This is a genomic window from Comamonas sp. JUb58, assembly GCF_004364775.1.
Taxonomy (GTDB): domain Bacteria; phylum Pseudomonadota; class Gammaproteobacteria; order Burkholderiales; family Burkholderiaceae_C; genus Comamonas.
Genome location: NZ_SOAL01000008.1, coordinates 26,578 through 43,831, shown reverse-complemented (window position 1 = coordinate 43,831; position 17,254 = coordinate 26,578). Strand labels below are relative to the sequence as shown.

The 17,254-nt window shown below is 63.5% G+C and carries 17 protein-coding genes; 5 read left to right on the top strand and 12 right to left on the bottom strand.

Translation table 11 applies throughout. The annotated features are described in order from the left end of the window. Positions 1–3: 3 nt before the first annotated feature. From EDF71_RS10160 to EDF71_RS10135, 6 genes are all read right to left on the bottom strand, one after another. Positions 4–834 (bottom strand): SDR family oxidoreductase, encoded by an 831-nt coding sequence (locus EDF71_RS10160; protein ID WP_208301025.1) that lies wholly within the window; start codon positions 832–834, stop codon positions 4–6. After that, positions 834–2,057: an ABC transporter substrate-binding protein gene (locus EDF71_RS10155; protein ID WP_243854254.1), complete on the bottom strand. Its 1,224-nt coding sequence runs from the start codon at positions 2,055–2,057 to the stop codon at positions 834–836. Before EDF71_RS10155 ends, EDF71_RS10160 begins: the two co-directional genes overlap by 1 nt. 449 nt (positions 2,058–2,506) lie before the next feature. Beyond that, a complete protein-coding gene (locus tag EDF71_RS10150) occupies positions 2,507–3,673 on the bottom strand; it encodes a mandelate racemase/muconate lactonizing enzyme family protein (RefSeq protein ID WP_133856469.1) in 1,167 nt (388 codons plus the stop codon). Positions 3,674–3,709: 36 nt separating this feature from the next. Next, positions 3,710–4,408, bottom strand: a complete 699-nt coding sequence (locus tag EDF71_RS10145; protein WP_133856468.1) for an SDR family oxidoreductase — start codon at positions 4,406–4,408, stop codon at positions 3,710–3,712. Continuing rightward, complete coding sequence (locus EDF71_RS10140; RefSeq protein WP_133856467.1) at positions 4,398–5,372, bottom strand: tripartite tricarboxylate transporter substrate binding protein; 975 nt, start codon at positions 5,370–5,372, stop codon at positions 4,398–4,400. The genes EDF71_RS10145 and EDF71_RS10140 overlap by 11 nt, the downstream gene beginning before the upstream one ends. A 316-nt stretch (positions 5,373–5,688) precedes the next feature. Beyond that, positions 5,689–6,627: a dihydrodipicolinate synthase family protein gene (locus EDF71_RS10135; protein WP_133856466.1), complete on the bottom strand. Its 939-nt coding sequence runs from the start codon at positions 6,625–6,627 to the stop codon at positions 5,689–5,691. 123 nt (positions 6,628–6,750) lie between these two features. Between EDF71_RS10135 and EDF71_RS10130 the strand changes: the two genes are divergently transcribed. After that, positions 6,751–7,743, top strand: coding sequence for a LysR family transcriptional regulator (locus tag EDF71_RS10130; RefSeq protein WP_133856465.1), 993 nt, complete (start codon positions 6,751–6,753; stop codon positions 7,741–7,743). 115 nt (positions 7,744–7,858) lie between these two features. Then, positions 7,859–8,368, top strand: a complete 510-nt coding sequence (locus tag EDF71_RS10125; RefSeq protein ID WP_166656506.1) for a GNAT family N-acetyltransferase — start codon at positions 7,859–7,861, stop codon at positions 8,366–8,368. A 130-nt stretch (positions 8,369–8,498) separates the two neighbouring features. Here EDF71_RS10125 and EDF71_RS10120 read toward each other — a convergent pair whose 3' ends face one another. The 6 genes from EDF71_RS10120 to EDF71_RS10095 all read right to left on the bottom strand — a co-directional run bounded on the left by EDF71_RS10120 (position 8,499) and on the right by EDF71_RS10095 (position 14,674). Beyond that, on the bottom strand, positions 8,499–9,122 hold the full coding sequence (locus EDF71_RS10120) for an ANTAR domain-containing protein (RefSeq protein ID WP_243854253.1): 624 nt from the start codon (positions 9,120–9,122) through the stop codon (positions 8,499–8,501). A gap of 2 nt (positions 9,123–9,124) precedes the next feature. Beyond that, a complete protein-coding gene (locus EDF71_RS10115) occupies positions 9,125–10,270 on the bottom strand; it encodes a transporter substrate-binding domain-containing protein (protein ID WP_243854252.1) in 1,146 nt (381 codons plus the stop codon). Positions 10,271–10,415: 145 nt separating this feature from the next. Continuing rightward, positions 10,416–12,218, bottom strand: coding sequence for a VWA domain-containing protein (locus EDF71_RS10110; RefSeq protein WP_243854251.1), 1,803 nt, complete (start codon positions 12,216–12,218; stop codon positions 10,416–10,418). Between the two features lie 13 nt (positions 12,219–12,231). After that, positions 12,232–13,074, bottom strand: a complete 843-nt coding sequence (locus EDF71_RS10105) for a CbbQ/NirQ/NorQ/GpvN family protein (RefSeq protein ID WP_279586286.1) — start codon at positions 13,072–13,074, stop codon at positions 12,232–12,234. 5 nt (positions 13,075–13,079) lie between these two features. Then, complete coding sequence (locus tag EDF71_RS10100; RefSeq protein WP_133856462.1) at positions 13,080–13,562, bottom strand: AmiS/UreI family transporter; 483 nt, start codon at positions 13,560–13,562, stop codon at positions 13,080–13,082. A 74-nt stretch (positions 13,563–13,636) separates the two neighbouring features. Next, positions 13,637–14,674 (bottom strand): aliphatic amidase, encoded by a 1,038-nt coding sequence (locus EDF71_RS10095; protein WP_133856461.1) that lies wholly within the window; start codon positions 14,672–14,674, stop codon positions 13,637–13,639. Between the two features lie 529 nt (positions 14,675–15,203). Here EDF71_RS10095 and EDF71_RS10090 point away from each other — a divergent pair. The 3 genes from EDF71_RS10090 to EDF71_RS10080 all read left to right on the top strand — a co-directional run bounded on the left by EDF71_RS10090 (position 15,204) and on the right by EDF71_RS10080 (position 17,193). After that, positions 15,204–15,500 (top strand): hypothetical protein, encoded by a 297-nt coding sequence (locus EDF71_RS10090; RefSeq protein ID WP_133856460.1) that lies wholly within the window; start codon positions 15,204–15,206, stop codon positions 15,498–15,500. A 199-nt stretch (positions 15,501–15,699) separates the two neighbouring features. Next, the gene (locus EDF71_RS10085) at positions 15,700–16,176 is read left to right on the top strand and encodes a sigma-70 family RNA polymerase sigma factor (protein WP_133856459.1); all 477 of its coding nucleotides are present in this window, start codon (positions 15,700–15,702) and stop codon (positions 16,174–16,176) included. Between the two features lie 21 nt (positions 16,177–16,197). Further along, positions 16,198–17,193, top strand: a complete 996-nt coding sequence (locus EDF71_RS10080; protein WP_133856458.1) for a FecR domain-containing protein — start codon at positions 16,198–16,200, stop codon at positions 17,191–17,193. Positions 17,194–17,254 lie beyond the last annotated feature (61 nt).

Sequence of the window (17,254 nt, the reverse complement as noted above, 5' to 3'; positions counted from 1 at the left end):
GGCCTAGCCTGCGGCAGCGGCCTGGGGCAAGCAGCGCTGCGCCGCCTGGTCCTGCCAGGCCTGTTGGGGCAGCGAGGCCATCAGGGTGTGGGCCAGCCCGCCATCGACCACCAGCTCGGCGCCGTTGATGTAGGCAGCCGCATCGCTCAGCAAAAAGCTGACGGCACCGGCTATATCACCCGGCTCACCAATGCGGCGCAGCGGCACGCGCTGCTCACGGTGGGCCTTGGCGGCCGGATCGGCATAGGCCAGCGCGGTACCGGGCGTGGCGATCAAACCGGGCGAGAGCGCATTGATGCGCACACCCAGCGGCCCCCACTCGGTCGCCAGCTGGCGCACCAGCATCAGCGCAGCCGCCTTGCTGGCGCTGTAGGCGCCCAGCGGTGGTGTGGCATGGCTGGCCGACACCGAGGTGATGACCACGATGCTGCCGCCACTGGCACGCAGCGGCGCCAGGGCCGCCTGGGCCAGCAACAGCGGCGCCCGTGCGTTGAGCGCAAAGGTTCGGTCCCAGTCGGCGACTGGGTAATCGCTCAAGGCACCGGGAAAGGCCGCGCCAGCATTGCTGACCAGGCCATCGAGCCCGCCCCAGTGCTGCACGGCAGCGGCCACCGCCTGGGCGGCAAAGTCCAGCCCCGACAGATCACCCGCCAGCACCTGGACCTGGGCGCCCAGCGCTTGCAGCTCGGCGGCCAGCGCATCCAGCTCGGCGGCATGCTGGTCCAGCAGGGTCAGCTGCGCCCTAGCGCCCTGGTCATGGGCGTCTTGGGCCAGGCGCAGCGCAATGGCGCGGCCAATGCCGCGTGCGGCACCGGTGACGAGTGTGCGGCCCATCACTGCCCCTTGAGCAGGTCGCAGGCGCTTTCGGAGGCGGGGCGCCAGGCCTCTTCAGGCGCGATGGTGCCGATGATCTTGTAGTAGTCGAACTTGGCCTTGGACTCTGCCGGCGTCTTGACCTGCACTGCATAGAGCGGACGCAACACCTGGCCATCGGCCCGCACCTTGATCTGCTTGGAGAAGAAATCGTTGACTGGCAGCTCGCGGATCTTGGCCGCCACGGCCTTGCCCTCGTCGGTGCCAGCGGCCTGCACCGCCTGCAGGTAGTGCATGGTGGCGCTGTAGGCACCGGCCATCAAATAAGTGGGCGCGCCATTGTTGTAGCGTGCCATGAAGCGCTTGGACCAGGCCCGGGTCTCGTCGTTCTGGTCCCAGTAAAAGGGCAGCGCCAGCTGCAGGCCCTGGGCCACATCCAGGCCCATGGCGGTGACGCTGTTGATCGTCATGCCAAACACGGCGACCTTCTGGCCGCCCCGCGCAATGCGGTACTCGGCCGCTTGCTTGAGGGCGTTGGACAGGTCCAACCCGGCGTTGATGATGACAATCGCCTCGGCACCGCTGGCCTGTGCCTGCAGCAGGTAAGACGAGAAATCGGCCGTGCCCAGCGGATGGCGCGTGACCCCGGTCACCTTGCCGCCGCCCTCTTTGATAAAGCGGGTGGCCTCGTCCAGGTAGGCCTGGCCAAAGGCATAGTCCACCGCGATGAAGTAGAAGCTCTTGACGCCCTGCTTCATCAGCGCCTTCACCCCTGCCTTGGGCATGGCGTAGGAGTCGGCGACAAAGTTGAAATTCATCGGCGAGCAAGCCTTGTTGGTCAGGTCGGCCGTCGTGGTGCCTGCGATCAGGTAGGGCTTGCTGCGCTCCTTCATCAGCTGGGCCACCGTCAGCGCGATCGACGAGGCCGAGTTGCCGACGATCGTGTCGAACTTCTCCACATCCAGCCAGCGGCGGGTGATGCTCAGGCCGATATCGGGCTTGTTCTGGTCATCCGCTACCACCACCTCGATGGGCTTGCCCAGCACCTTGCCACCAAAGTCCTCGACCGCCATCTTGACGGCCAGCGCATGGCCGGGACCGCCGTTGCCCGAATAAGGCCCCGTCTGGTCCCCCATCACACCAATGCGGACCACGTCATCACTGACCTGGGCCCAGGAAGCGGACGGTGCGGCCATGGCCGCGAGTAACGACAAAAGCAATGCATGCGGGCGAAAAGATTTCACGTTGTCTCCTTGATCAGCTCTTTTTTTGCGATGAACCGTGTCTTTGGCCGGCCGTCCAGATCTTGGTGTTGGACTACATACCTGCCGACAGGTAAATAGTACAAACAAAAGCCTGAATGGCTTTCAGTGCTAACCCTTGGTCGCTGGGCGCTGTGTGTTTTTGCCCCTGGTGGACGGGGCTTGGGAGGCCGATGCACGGGCGGTGCTGGCCGGCATCAAAGGCCTAAGAAACTGCCAAAGGCGCCCTGCTCCAGGCGACAGTTGTGCATGCCCCAGCAGGCATGGCCCAAAAAGAAAACGCCTCGGCTTTAGACAAGCAGAGGCGCAAAGGCGCATAGAAGGCGCCGCTGGGGAAGGCCGTGGCAAGCGTCGCCTGGCGCGACCACTTGCCGATTCTCAAAATAATGGCCGCAAGCGCCCTGTTCCCAAGCGCTTGTGGCCGGACACGATCAAGACGCCAGGGCCCGCATCTCCGCGATCAGATCGGACTTGCCTTCAAAGCCGATGCCCGGCAACGCTGGCAGGGTGACATAGCCGTTGTCCACCTTCACGCCATCGGGGAAGCCGCCATAGGGCTGGAACAGGTCCGGGTAGCTCTCGTTGCCACCCAGGCCCAGGCCTGCGGCAATGGCCAGCGACATCTGGTGCCCGCCGTGGGGAATGCAGCGGCTGGGCGACCAGCCGTATTCCTTGAGCATGTCCAGGGTGCGCAGGTATTCCACCAGGCCATAGCTCAGCGCGCAGTCAAACTGCAGCCAGTCGCGGTCCTTGTGCATGCCGCCGTGGCGGATCAGGTTGCGGGCATCCTGCATGGAGAACAGGTTCTCCCCGGTGGCCATGGGGCCCTTGTAGACCTCGCCCAGCTTGGCCTGCAGTTCAAAGTCCAGCGGGTCACCGGCCTCTTCGTACCAGAACAGCGGGTACTGCGACAGCGCCTTGCCGTAGTCGATGGCGGTCTGCAGGTCAAAGCGACCATTGGCATCCACCGCCAGTTGCTGGCCCGGGCCCAGGATCTTCAGCACCGATTCAATGCGCTCGCAGTCCTCGGCAAGAGTAGCGCCGCCGATCTTCATCTTGACCACCGAGTAGCCGCGCGCCAGGTAGCTTTCCATCTCCTTCTTCAAACCATCCAGGCCCTTGCCGGGGTAGTAGTAGCCGCCGGCGGCATAGACAAACACGCGCGGGTTGGGCGTGCCGTTGCCATAGCGCTCGGCCAGCAGCTGGAACAAGGGCTTGCCGGTGATCTTGGCCGTGGCATCCCACACAGCCATGTCGATGGTGCCGACAGCCACCGAGCGCTCGCCATGGCCGCCGGGCTTTTCATTGATCATCATGCGCGCCCAGACCTTGTGCGGGTCCAGGTTCTCACCGGTCTCGTCCAACAGGCTGCCGGGCTCGGCCTCCAGCACGCGGGGGATAAAGCGGTCGCGCATCAGCGCGCCCTGGCCGTAGCGGCCGTTGGAGTTGAAGCCGTAGCCGATGACAGGCTTGCCATCGCGGATCACATCGGTGACCACGGCGACCAGGCTCAAGGTCATCTTGGAGAAGTCGATGTAGGCGTTGCGGATGTCCGACTTGATGGGACGGGTGGATTCGAGGATGTTGACGATCTTCATGGTGGTCATCGGTTGTGAAAATGGGGGGATGAAATATCAGCGGGCCAGAGACGAGCCACCACAGATGGCGATGTCCTGCCCGGTAATGGCTGCCGCCGCCGGAGACAAAAGAAAGCCCACCAGGGCGGCGATCTCGGCCGGCTCGATCAGGCGGCCGATGGGTGGCAGGCGCGGCGCACTGCCGGCGCGGGCCGGGTCGTTCAACATGCCCGTTGCGGTGGCTGCGGGCGAGACCACATTCACGGTCACGCCCTGCGCAGCCACCTCGGCCGCCCAGCTGCGCGCCAGCGCGATCAAGGCCGCCTTGGTGGCCGCATACTGGCCGCGCCCGGCCATGCCCTGCGCCACCCGGCTACCAATAAACACGACCCGGCCCTGGCCGCGCTGCGCCATGGCTGGCACGATGGCATCGGCCAGGCGCGTGGCGGCATCCACATGCAGGCGCCACATCAGCGCGCCGCCGTCATGGTCAAGCTGGCCCAGCGCGCCCACTCGCAACACGCCCGCAGCATGCACCAGTGCATCGACGGCGGGCAGGTCTGCAGCGCTGCGTGCAATGGCGGCGCCGTCCGTCAGATCGACCGGCACATGCGCATAGCTGCCATGCACGATGGCGGCCGGCGCCAGGTCCAGCCCCGTGACGCGCCAGCCCGCCGCCAGCAGCCCCTGGGCAATGGCGCGGCCAATGCCACTGCTGGCACCGGTCACGACGACATGGCTGGCGTCATTCGGCACGGATGTTCCCCTCGCTCACGATCTTTTGTGCCCGCTCGATCTCGCTGCGCTGGAACTTGGCAAAGTCCTCCACGCTGCCGGGGGTGGACAGCAGGCCTTGCTCCTTGAGCTTGGGGCCCATCTCGGCCAGGGCCTTGTTGACCTCGGCGTTCAGGCGCTGCACCAGTGCGGGCGGCGTCTTGGCCGGCGCCCACAGGCCATACCAGCTGTAGAACTCATAGCCGGGAATGGTTTCGGCGACGGTGGGCACATCCGGGAGGCTGGGCACGCGCTGGGCCGAGGTGACGGCCACCACGCGCAGCATGCCGCCCTTGTGGTACTGGAGCGAGCCAAGGATGGGGTCGATAAAGCCGTCGATCTGCCCGCCGATCAAATCCTGGAACGCGGGCGCCGTGCCTTTGTAGGGAACGATCAGGTAATCCAGCCCGCCCGCGCGTTTGAGCAGCTCGGTCGACAAATGCCCGGCCGAGCCCAGCGAGCCCACGGCAAAGGTCATCTTGCCGGGGTTGGCCTTGCCGTAGGCGATGAGCGACTTGATATCGGTCACCGGCAGGTTCTTGTTGATGGCCACCGACAGCGGGGCCTTCGCCACCAGCGCGATCGGCGCAAAGTCCTGCGTCACGTTGTAGGGCACGGACTTGAGGGTCAGCGGCGCTGTGACATGCGTGGAGGCGCTGAACAGCAAGGTGTAGCCGTCAGCCGGGGCGCGGGCCACCGTCTCACCGCCGATCACGCCGCTGGCGCCGGGCTTGTTCTCGATCACAAAGGGCTGGCCCAGCTGGTCGGCCAGCTTCTGCCCCAGCATGCGGCCCACCGTATCGAGCGTGCCGCCCGGCGGGAAGGGAATGACCACGCGCACCGGCTTGGCCGGGTAGGTTTGCGCAAAGCCGCTGGCAGCCAGGGCCAGGGCGGCAGCGCCAATGGCGGTGCGTAGCGCAGTACGGATGAATGGTTGGCGTTGCATGGTGTCTTGTCTCCTGTCGATTTTTTTCTAGAACGTGTTGACGATCTCTACGCAGCCGCGTTGGCGTGCAATCGGGATGAGTTCGAAGCGGTGGTTCGCAGCTTGCACCGAGGTGCAAGCAAGAGCCAACGCGAAGAAATCGCCCGATTTCACGTCAACCCGTAGGGACAGTGACTTTGCGGACACCCCGTCTTGAGGTGCACGCATCACATCATTCCGCAAGGGCACTGTCGAGGCGCGAGGAGATCGTCAACACGTTCTTCGGGACCCCTGGGGGCAAAGGATCTGGCGTCCCCCGCCTCACTTCAACGGCGGCTTAGCGCTTGAGCAGCCCCGCTTGCTTGACTGCGGCGCGCAGTGCCTCCACTTCCTTGGCATTCGGCGCTTCGGTCGGTGGACGCACGGTGGCGTCGTCAATCACGCCGGCCAGGTACATGCCGCCCTTCATGCGGGCATGGGCCTCGCCGGTAGGTTCGCCACCGCCATACACGGCATCCTTGAGCGGGGTGATGATGGCCTGCACCTCCATCGCTTTCTTTAGGTCACCGGCCTTGACCGCATTCCACAGGTCGATGATCAGCTGCGGAATAAAGGTCGCAAAACCCACCAGCGCGCCGTCCACGCCCTGCACCATCGAGGCGAGCAGGTACTCGTCATGGCAGGTCAGGATGGCCTTGGAGGCATCGGCCTCGCGGATCGCCTGGATGTCGCGGGCATATTTGTTCATGTCGCGCTGGCCCACCTTGAAGGCCTGCAGGTACGGCAGCTTGGCCAGGTCGGCCAGCAGCTGCGACGAGTAGGAGGCACGCGTCCAGGCTGGGTACACATGGCAGACCAGGTCGGCATTCGGGGCAGCTTTGTGGATGGCTTCGAAATACTGCAGCGCGTGGCCGGAGGTGAAGCCAAAGCGCAGCCAGTGGTGCGGGGGCATCACATCCAGCGCCACGGCGCCAGCTTCCACCGCAGCGCGGGCATGTTCTGCCGCATCGGCCAGGCCTTCGCAGACGATGGACGAGATCACCGGCATGCGGCCCTTGAGCTCGTCAGCCACAATGCGCGTCACCTCAGCGCGCTCGGCCGGGGTCAGCGAGAACACCTCGCCGGTGTGGCCATTGGTCATGATTGCCACCACGCCGTCGTGGCCGGCTAGCCAGGATGCAAGCTTGCGCAGTGCGGGCTCATCAATGCGGTGGTCGGGGGTGAAAGGGCAAGAGATGGCAGGAATAATTCCACGATAATTCGCGATGGCAGGCATGTTTTTGTCTCCGTTAGGGGTGCTGGTGGTCAACGGTGTTCATCATTTCCTAGCGGGTCCCTGCTGTCCAATACCCGAAACGCATACATGTATCTATGAGCCAGGCAGGCTCCAAGGAAACCCATGGGACCCGGCAACCGCCCGCTCGATCTGGAGTGGCTCGAAGACTTCATGGCACTGGCCGATACTGGCAACTTCTCGCGCGCAGCCGAGGCCCGCGCCATCGCCCAGCCGGCCTTCAGCCGCCATATCCGTTCGCTGGAAGACTGGGTCGGCGTGGAGCTGTTTGACCGCAGCGCCCACCCTGCCGCGCTCACCCCCGCCGGCCAGCGCTTTCTGCCGCTGCTGCAAAACGTGCTGGCCAACCTGGAGGCCGCCCGCATCAAGGCCCGCGCCGCGCACGACACAGCGGCCGCCAGCCTGCGCTTTGCCGCCACCCATGTGCTGTCGCTCACCTTCTTTCCGCGCTGGCTGGTCGGCATGGAAGCGCAGCTGCGCATGGGCCCGATCCAGACGATGAGCGACAGCTCACTTGCCTGCGAAGACCTGATGCTGCAGCGGCGCGTGCAGTTTGTGCTGTGCCACGGCCACGCCGCCGTGCCCGGGCGCCTGGACGAAGGCCAGTACCCCGTCCTGCGCCTGTCCGATGACCTGCTGCGCCCGGTCAGCGCCGCTGCCCCCGATGCCCCCGGCCAGCCGCTGCACCGCATCGGCCAGCACAGCCCCGTCCCCGTCCTCGCCTACAGCGAAGCCTCCGGCCTGGGCCGCATCATGCGATCGCGCATGCGCGGCATGTTTGCCGATGGCACCGACGCCGTGCACGCCGCCCAGCCCGGCATGGAGCATGGCGTCGCCGTCGTGTTTACCGCCCACCACGCTGCCTTACTCAAAACTATGGCCCTGGAAGGCCGAGGCGTCGCCTGGCTGCCCCACAGCCTCATCACCGAAGAGCTGCGCAGCGGCAGCCTGGTGCCCGCTGGCGACGACAGCTGGAACGTACCGGTGGAGATCCGCCTGTACCGCCAACGGTCGGAAATGGCGCCGGCGGCGGAGGCTTTGTGGGCGCTGGTGCAGGGGCAGCAGGTGGGAAGTGCCGGCAATGTGCCAGATCAGTGAGCTAGGCTACGCGCGCGGACCATCGCAACCGCCTGGCCAAACTTTGAGCAATTCATAGCGAGCGCATATGTTTCCTGAGATTGTCGACAACCCCATCCAAACACCCCGCCTGAGCTTGCGCCTTGCCGGCCCCGGCGATGGCGAGGCCGTTTACGCTGCCGTCGTAGAAAGCCTGGACAGCCTGCGCGCCTGGCCCACTTCGCTCCCCTGGGCACTGTATGAGCCATCGGCATCCGCCTCCGAAGACTTTTGCCTGGCCAGCATGCGCGATCGCGAAAACGGCACTGGCCTGGCCTTTCTGGTCTGGGACCACGAGCAACGACTAATCGGCAGCGTGGGCCTGCACACGATCCGCTGGGATATTCCCAGCATGGAGATTGGTTTTTGGATGCGCAGTGGCGTGCACAAAAACGGATTTGCGAAAGAAACGGTCACGGCCGTCCTGCACTTGGCATTCACACAATTGAAAGCGCGACGGGTGTTTGCGCGCACCGACGAAGACAACGCTGGCAGCCGCGCGACCTGCGCCAGCGCGGGGATGCTGTTGGAGGGGGTGATGAAAAATGAGCGCATCACTCCGTCGGGGCAGTTGAAGAACGGCTGTGTCTATGCCTCAACACAGTAACCTGCGATGGCCGTGATGGGAGAGGCGTAGTTCCAGAGCGGACTTGCGGCTGCGGGCTCTCAACCTCGCCTTGATGCCATGCGCTCCAAAGCCATCTCTGCAGCAGCCCGGTGGTTCTCCGCGCCTGTCGTTAATCGGGCTTGCCCTTCATCCCCAACAACTCGCTCGCACCGATGATGGCCTGGGCGATGTCTTCGACGGATACGCGCTTTTTCATGGCCTGCTCACGCAGCATTTCGTAGGCGCGGTCTTCACTGACCTGGTGGGTGGCGATGAGGATGGCTTTGGCGTCGGTCACACGGCGTTGGCCCAGCAGCTTGTTTTGCAGTTTGTGGACATGTTGCTGCATCTGCCGGCATTCTTTGTGGATCTGGCGAGCGACAACCAAGGTCGAGAGCAGGCCAAAAGAGCGTATGGGGGAAGGCAGGACGGCCTGGACCTTGAGCTCCAGCACAGCAGACACAATGGTGGGGTTTTCATAGTTCACCACCGCGACCAGCGCAGGCGCCTGTTCGCCGCTCGCCCATGGCAGGAGCAGGTGTAAAAAATCTGGGCGTACCGCCAACAGGACGATATCCGCGTCGTCCGGCAATTGCTGCACCGGTGGCCAGACGCTGCGCACCTGGCAGCCGATACGCTGGAGCTGCTGGGCCAGCAGCAAGCCATCGGCATCCTCGGGGTGCATCAGGATGATTTTGAGTTGGCGCAGCTCTTTGAGGTGCTGCGAGGTGGCGCGGGGCTGCTGCTGGTTCACGCTCAGACCTCGATCTTCGCCGTCCAGTCGCCCAAGGAATGGGTGACCAGATAAGGATCAGGCGACACGGCGCGTTTGGCCTCGCGCAGTATGGTGAACGCTCCTTGCGCATTGGCCCGCCCAATGCGGGGGTAGACCCAGGTGTGGTGGTTGCCTGGATCGATGCGCACACGCCCCTGCGGGGCATCAAACTCGCTGCCCAGCAGATAAGGCAGCAACTCGCTGATGGTGTCGCTGCCCGAACGGCGAAAGGCATTGGCAAACATATGCATCTGAAAATAAGAGGCTTCCCAGCACAGATTGGGGCGGCAGTCGTCGCCGAACAGCCGTTTGAGGTGGGCCAGGCAGCGCTGGTTGGCGGCTGATTGGATCGACTGGAAATAAGGCGCTGAGGTGATGTGGCCTGCGGCGATGTCAAAGCCCATTTGCCCGATCTCGGCCTCCGACGTGGTGAGGCTGCAAATCGGCATTTCTTTCGTGTCGAAGCCCGCATCCGCATAGGCGCGGTAGAGCTTGGCGGTCGAGTCTCCGACCACCGTGGAGAAGATGAAGTCAGGGCGCTTCTGGCGTACATCCTCCATGACGATCTGGTAGTCCTGCTCGGTGGCCGCCAGGGGCAGGTAGCGCTCGCCGAGGATTTCGCCCTCGGGGTGCTGCAGCACCAACTCGCGCAGTATGCGGTTGGATTCATAGGGGTAGATGTAGTCCGAGCCGATGAGATAGACACGCGCACCAAAGCTGCTGGTCATGAAATCGGCCAACTGCACGCTGTTCTGGTTGGGGGCAGCGCCGGTGTAGATGATGTTCGCCGAGAACTCGAAGCCTTCGTAGAGCGTGGGATAGAACAAAAGCTTGTTCCATTTCTCGACCACGGGCAGCACGGCCTTGCGGCTGCTGGACATATAGCAGCCAAAGATGGTGTTGACGCGGTCGTGCATGATCAACTGCCCGGCCAAACGCGCGTACTCGGCAGGATTGGAAGCAGGGTCATAGCGCACGGCCACCAGCTCACGCCCGAGCACACCACCGGCGTTGTTGATTTCGTCGATGGCCAGCAAGCTGCCTTGCAGCTGCGATTGGCCAATGATGGACGTGGTGCCAGTTTCCGAAAAGAGAATGCCGACGCGCAAAGGATCGTTGTTTGCCAAAACCTGTCTCCTGGTCTGTCCCCCTGCCATGCTTTGGGCCATGGAGCGGGCACGGTGAAATGGCTGCAAGCCTGGCAGCCAGCTTAGCGCAACTGAGGTCGCTGGCATGCCGCATCGGCGCAAGACTGAATCACGCCCTGCGCATCTAACGCCCAGCGGCCAGCCGCGCACCCATCCTGGTCAAGCGCGGCACCAGTTGCACGGATTCATCCGCGATGTCGTAACCCCGCCAGCCAAAGATGTGGCGCACATAGGCATCGGCCTGCGCATCGACGGCCAGACAGCAAACGCGCACACCTGCACGCTTGGCCTCCTGAACGGCATGCCGCGCATCTTCGATCAGGTATCGCTTGTCGTGCACATCGATATCGTGCGGAGCGCCGTCGGTGACCACTAGCAAGCTGCGCTGCCCATCGGGTTCGTTGCGCAGCAGGCTGCAGGCATGGCGCAGGGCCGCGCCCATCCGCGTGGAATAGCGCCCGCGCACCGCCTGGATCATGGCTGCCGTGGCGCTGCTATGCACCTGGCCAAAATCCAGCAGGCGGTAGTAGTTGACTTCGGCACGGGTGTTGGACGAGAACGCATGGATGGCCAGGCGTTGCGCGCTGCGCAAGCACGCCTCGGCCAGCAACAACGCGGCCTGCTTCTCCAAAGCCAGCAGGCTCTGGCCCTGCGGGCCGATGTCGTTGACCGATTCGGAGATATCCAGCAGCACCAACATGCTGCCTGGGCGTGGGCCTTTGCCGCTGCGCATGAAAAGACGTGGGTCGGGACGTAGCCGCATACGCATGTCCACCTGCACCTCGATGGCCGCATTGAGGTCCAGCGCATCGCCCTCCCACTGGCGGCGAAGCCGATGGCGCCGGTCGAGCACGCGGGGATGGGGCAAAGCCAGACTGTCGACTCGGGTGGTGCTGCAGAGGCGCAAACTGCTGATCTCGCTCAGCCCCTGCCAGGCGGGGAGTTTTTCGATCACCTGGCACCAATCGGGCTTCATGTGCTCGCTCTTGCAGTCCCATTCCGGGTAATGAAAGCGGGCGAGCTCAAATTCCTCGGCCGCCAGAGGCGTTTGCGCCGGCTCGGGAGGCTCTTGCGCATTTCTTGTGTCCGCCGCTTGCCGTTGCGCGGCAGTCTGGGGCAGATGCCAGGCCTCGTCCTGGTTGTCTTCCGACTCAGGGTGTTCCCAGAGGTAGCTGTTGTCATCCCGGTAGAGCGTGGGCCCGGCGTAGTGCTGTGGATCCATCCGCACCCGCATCTGGCCAAGGTCATTGGCGAGGATGGAGGAAATGGCACGGAATGCCGCATAGTCTTCAAGCCCATGCCTTTGCACCGTGTCTTCAAAAAGCTGCTGCGCCTTGTTGACCCAGTGGTTAGCGCTGTGGCTGCCCGCCAGCAGCAAGATCCGGTCAAGCCGCGCCATGAACGCGACGAAACCCAGGTTCTCAGCCTCGGGTTCAGGCGCGATCTGCGCCTGGAACCAAGGGCGTATGCCGGGGTAGTCGCGCAGCAAAAGGCGCTCGACGCGGGCGTCCTCTATGGCCGAGACCAGCACTATGCCCACGGGCTTCAAGGCCTGGCTAGGCTGGCGCGCTGGCGAATGCAGCAGATGCGCTGCAGCATGCGCAACCATGGCGGTGTGCCGGCGGGCACGCTCGGCCTCGGGCAGATCGTGCAGCGGCGGCAGCATCAAGCGCATGGCGCTTGAAGAAGTTCCCTCGTCTGCAGCCAGCACAATGGCACGCTGCGCGGAGGCGGGTTGAGCCGCTGCGCCGCCCAGCAGTCCGCCCGCCTCCTGACGCTGGCTGGCAGCCAGCAAGGGATGGACTTGCACCCGCGTCAACGCCAGACAGGATGCCAGCCTGGCCAGGCGCTCAAAAGCCGGTGTGTCGTCGTCGATCCAGGTGGTGGTGGAGTGCTCGCTGCGCAGAGGCGCGGATGATGGTGCCATGGTTATGTGCTTCCTAGCTACCAAATTTGGCTTGCACGAGTTTCTTCAGCGCCTCGGTGGTGTCGGGGTCATCCGTCAAGGCCTGGGTGATCGTCATGTCGCAGCTGTCGGCGGGCGATACGCCATCGCGTATCAGCAAGCCCGCGTAGATGAGCATGCGGGTGGAGGCACCTTCATCCAGCCCATGGTGTTTGAGCGCGCGTGTGCTGTGGGCCAGCGCTACCAGACGCTCGGCCAGCGCAGGCTCGACCCCCGCTTCGTGCGCGACGATGTCGGACTCGGTGGCGGCGTCGGGGTAGTCAAACTCCAAAGCCGCAAATCGCTGCCGCGTCGAGGGCTTCATGTCCTTGGCGCTGCTCTGGTAGCCGGGGTTGTAGGAGACCACCAGTTGAAAATCCGGATGTGCATGCACCACTTCCCCTTTCTTGTCGAGTGGAAGCACGCGGCGCGCGTCGGTCAGCGGATGGATGACGACCGTCGTGTCCTGCCTGGCTTCCACGACCTCATCGAGGTAGCAGATGGCACCGTAGCGCACGGCCATGGTGAGCGGCCCGTCATGCCAGGCCGTGCCATCGGCATCGAGCAGGTAGCGGCCGACCAGGTCCGAGGCGGTCATGTCTTCATTGCAAGCCAGGGTAATGAGCGGGCGCTGCAGCGCCCAGGCCATGCGCTCGACAAAGCGCGTCTTTCCGCAGCCCGTGGGGCCTTTCAGAATCAGCGGCATACGGTGCCGGTAGGCTTGCTCGTAAAGCGCGATCTCATTGCGGGCGGCCCGGTAAAAAGGCTCTTTGGCCATGCGGTACTCGGCCAGCGGGTCATCGCCGCGAACGGCATGCAGAGGGTCTTTTGCATTCATCATGTTCACCATTTCCCCATCAACAACATCAAGCCTGGAATCCAGCAGGTCACAACGCCCACCAGCACCGTGTAGGCCGCCAGAAAGCGCAGCTGCTTGCCGAGCCCCAGCGCAAGAAAGAAGAAAAACCACAGGCTCGACCAGACCAGCCACATGGCGATGACGCGGATATCCGCTGCGGTGGCGGCAAAGGCCAGCGCACTGAGCGCTACAAACAGGCAGTACCAGCCCAGGCCCACGCCCTTGAGCGCCCACCACTGCACCACCGCCAAATACAGGTAGGTGAAAGCAAAAAGCAGGCCGCCTGCGGCAGCGAAATAACCAGCGTCCGTATCTGCACGAAGCATGCCTATGGCATTGAGGAACAAAGCCAGCAAACCCACGAGCAGATTGAAAGGCGCAGAGTCCCGCGCGTCGATGCGGCCGCTCAGGCCCACACCGTTGACGATCAGCACGGCGCCAATGAAAAAAAGTGCAATACCCAGCATGTTTGTCTCCTTGTTTTTTATCTAAATGCATGGCTGCTCGTTACCGAGCCGCCATGCCCACTGGGGTTGCAGCTTTAGCGGTGCTGGGGCGCTTCGTGCGGAATCCCTTCTATGGGGCATTCAGGCGTGCCCACCGTTGTGCGCGTGAAGGATTCGACCATCTCCCGCGTCCCTTCGGGATCGTTGATCCACTGGCTGTAGAAGCTGAAGGGGCAGGCAGCAACGCCCTTGTCGCCATCGCCCGAATTGATCGTGCCGGTGTAGCCGCGGTGCACCAATTTGAAGAGGTGGTTCTGCGACTGGCCGTTCTTGCGTGCATCGCGGATCAGCGATTTGGACAGCTCCGCGTACTGGATGCCCATTTCCTCTTCGCCGGTCTCGCCCAAGGTGCGGCCGTCAAAACCGATGATGGCCGAGTGACCGAAATAGGAGTAGACACCGTCAAAGCCCGCCGCATTGGCCACGGCCACGTAGGTGTTGTTCATGAACGCCATGGCCTTGGACACCAAGATTTGCTGCTCTTTGGCCGGATACATATAGCCCTGGCAGCGGACAATCAGCTCGGCGCCACGCATCGCACAGTCGCGCCAGATCTCCGGGTAGTTGCCGTCGTCGCAGATGATCAGGCTGATCTTCATCCCCTTGGGGCCTTCGCTGACGTAGGTGCAGTCGCCGGGATACCAGCCTTCGATAGGCACCCAGGGCATGATCTTGCGGTACTTCTGCACGATCTCGCCCTGGTTGTTCATGAGGATCAGGGTGTTGTAGGGCGCTTTGTTGGGATGCTCTTCATGGCGCTCGCCAGTGAGCGAGAAAATCCCCCAGACATTGGCCTTGCGGCAGGCATCGGCAAAGATGGCCGTCTCTTCACCGGGAATGGCAGAGGCGGTGTCGTACATCTCCTTGGAGTCGTACATGATGCCGTGCGTGGAGTATTCGGGGAACACCACCAGGTCCATGCCTGGCAGTCCCCGCTTCATGCCCACCACCATGTCTGCGATCTTGCGACAGTTGTCCAGAACCTCGGCCTTGGTGTGCAGGCGTGGCATCTTGTAGTTGACCACTGCTACCCCTACGCAATCATTGCTGCTCGAAATATCTCCGTGTCTCATGGCTGTGCTCCAAGTTAAGTAGAAAAAAGTGCGACCTGTCCGGCTGGCAGCCGCCGCGCAGGGGTTTCAGAGCAGCGTAGGCAAAGCTCCGCCAGCGAACCAAAGGCCTGGTCCGAAAAACGGGAATGCGAAAGCGGACAAAAAAAAGCCCGAACCGACTCTGGAATGAGTCGATTCGGGCTTTATTGCCGGACATCTGCGCTGGCAACCTTGGCAGCTGATGTCAATATCTGCAACGAAATCTGCGTGGCGTTTGTCCGCCGCCAGACCATGTTAGAGCGATTGTGGCGATGGCCGCCTAGAACATCTACCGGTTGCAGCCGTTGAGCGATGGTGGTAATTGGCGAGGCGCGCAGCGAGAAAATGGGCAAGCACCATGCGAACCGGGAAAAAAACCTTGGCGCATCTGCTTGCAACGTCCCGCCTCGAATCAATCAGCCTTCTTGTTGATCGGCTACATTCGCGATCGTGATCAGCAGCCGTTGGCCAGCCATCTGCGGATGGCACCATCCCCAGAATCTCTTCCACCATGAGCCTTGTCACCGATCTTCTCGCCGGCGTTGCGGAGTTCTTCGCCGATGTATGGTTGTTCAGGCGCCAGCGCCAAAAGCGAGGCCATGCCGAGCGCGACATCGCTGATGACGCCATGGCGGTCGCGCATTTTGATTTTTTCACCTTGCTGTGGATTGCACTGGTCTGTCTTGGCTTGATGCTTCTGCTGATCTTTGGCTTGGGTGTACCTGTAGGTTGGGGCATGGGCATTGGCGTGGTGGTTGCAGCGGTATGGGGCTACAGAAAATACGCCCAGATGCTGCGCGAACCCTGAAGGCTTGGATCCTCAGAATCCAGCGTTTTGCCAGCCAACGCAGGGCAAGCCCGGCATTCCACCCAAGCGCGCAGGGCTAAATAGCAAGCGTTTACAAAGCCGTTACAATCGCGGCTCTCTCCTCCCCAGCAACAGATCCGCCCCGGCGGTCTCAGCCAAGCCAGGAGTTCTCTTCTTGTCTTCCGGCTGAGGTGTATCCGTGCCCGAGCGCTACTACAGAGAACTGCTGCGGTATTTCACACGCAGCGCAGGTGACGGTGATGTCGCCGCCGACTTGGTGCAAAGCGCCTACACCCGTATCTATGCGATGCAGCGTTCTGGTGGAACGGTGCTGGATGCGCGCGCCCTGCTCTACAAGACGGCGCGCAACCTGGCAGCCAGCGGTGCAACGCGCAGGCTGGCCGAGCAGCGCGTGCTGGATGCACTGAGCCTGGTCGCACCGACCAGCGCGCCCTCGGCAGAAAGCACGGCCATGGCCCGTGAGCAGCTGAACCTGTTTTTGCAGCGGCTTGAAGCCATGCCGCGCAAACGCCGCGATGTGTTCATCCTCGTACGCATCTACGGCTACAGCTACCGGGAAGCCGGCGAGCACCTGGGCATGACCGAAACCAATATTGAAAGGCATGTCATGCGCGGCATCCTGGATTGCGCAGCGTATGCGCCCTCTCGCGCCTGAACACGCAAGCACTGCAAGACCATGGCATCTTCTGAACCCCCTCGCAAACTGGTGGAAGCAGCCTTGCTGCTGGTGGGCCGCATCCACAAGGGCAACAGCGAAGCAGCGCTGGCGGCCGAGCAGGAGCTGGCGGCGCACTGGCGTACCGGCTCACCCGAGTGCCAGGCTGCACTGGAGACTGCCGAGCGCCTCTGGGCCAGCACCGATGGCAGCCATCTGCAAGCCAATGTGCCGCCTCCTTCGCGTCAAGACCCACGGCGCGCGCGGCGCAATGCTTTGGGGCTGTTGGGCCTGGGCGGATTGACGGCCGTGCTCTGGGGTGGTGGCCGCTGGGCCTGGCAGCAGCCCGTTTTTGAACAAGAGTTGCAGACCGCCCATGCGCAGCAGCGCGACCTCAGCCTGCCCGATGGCTCGGAACTCAGCCTTGCGCCGAACACGCAGACGCGCATCGCCATCTACCGCGATCGCCGCGAGGTGCAGCTGCTGCGCGGTGAAATGCGCTTCCGCGTGGCCCCGGATGCCGACCGCCCCTTCAGCGTCACCACCGATTGGGGTGGCGTGCGCGTTTTGGGAACGGTTTTCAGCGTCAGCGTACGAGAGCAGCAAATGCGGGTGGCAGTGGCAGAAGGCCGGGTTGCGGTATGGCCTGCCGAGCTCCCCGGTGCAGCCGTGGACATGCAGGCCGCGCCGCCGGTCACGCTGACGGCCGGTGACGCGATTGCGGCCGACCAGCGCGGCCTGGGACCGCGCCTGCAGGTGCCTGCCGACAGCGTAGGCGCCTGGCGCAGCGGCTGGCTGGTGTTCCACAACACGCCGCTGGATCAGGTGCTGGACCAATGGAACGACTACCTGGCGCGCCCGCTGCGGCTGGGCAGCCATCCGCAGCTGCGGCAATTGCGGCTGTCGGGGAGCTTCCCTTTGCGCCAGCCCCAGGCCTTTTTGACGGGCCTGCCGGACATGCTGCCGGTGCGCGTGCTGCGCAATGGCGCGGGTGATGTGAGCGTGGAGCTGCGCTGACTGCGCCCTTGCGCAGCGCCCTTTGGTGCAGTTACAAATATTTTTTGGAAATTTTGTCAGG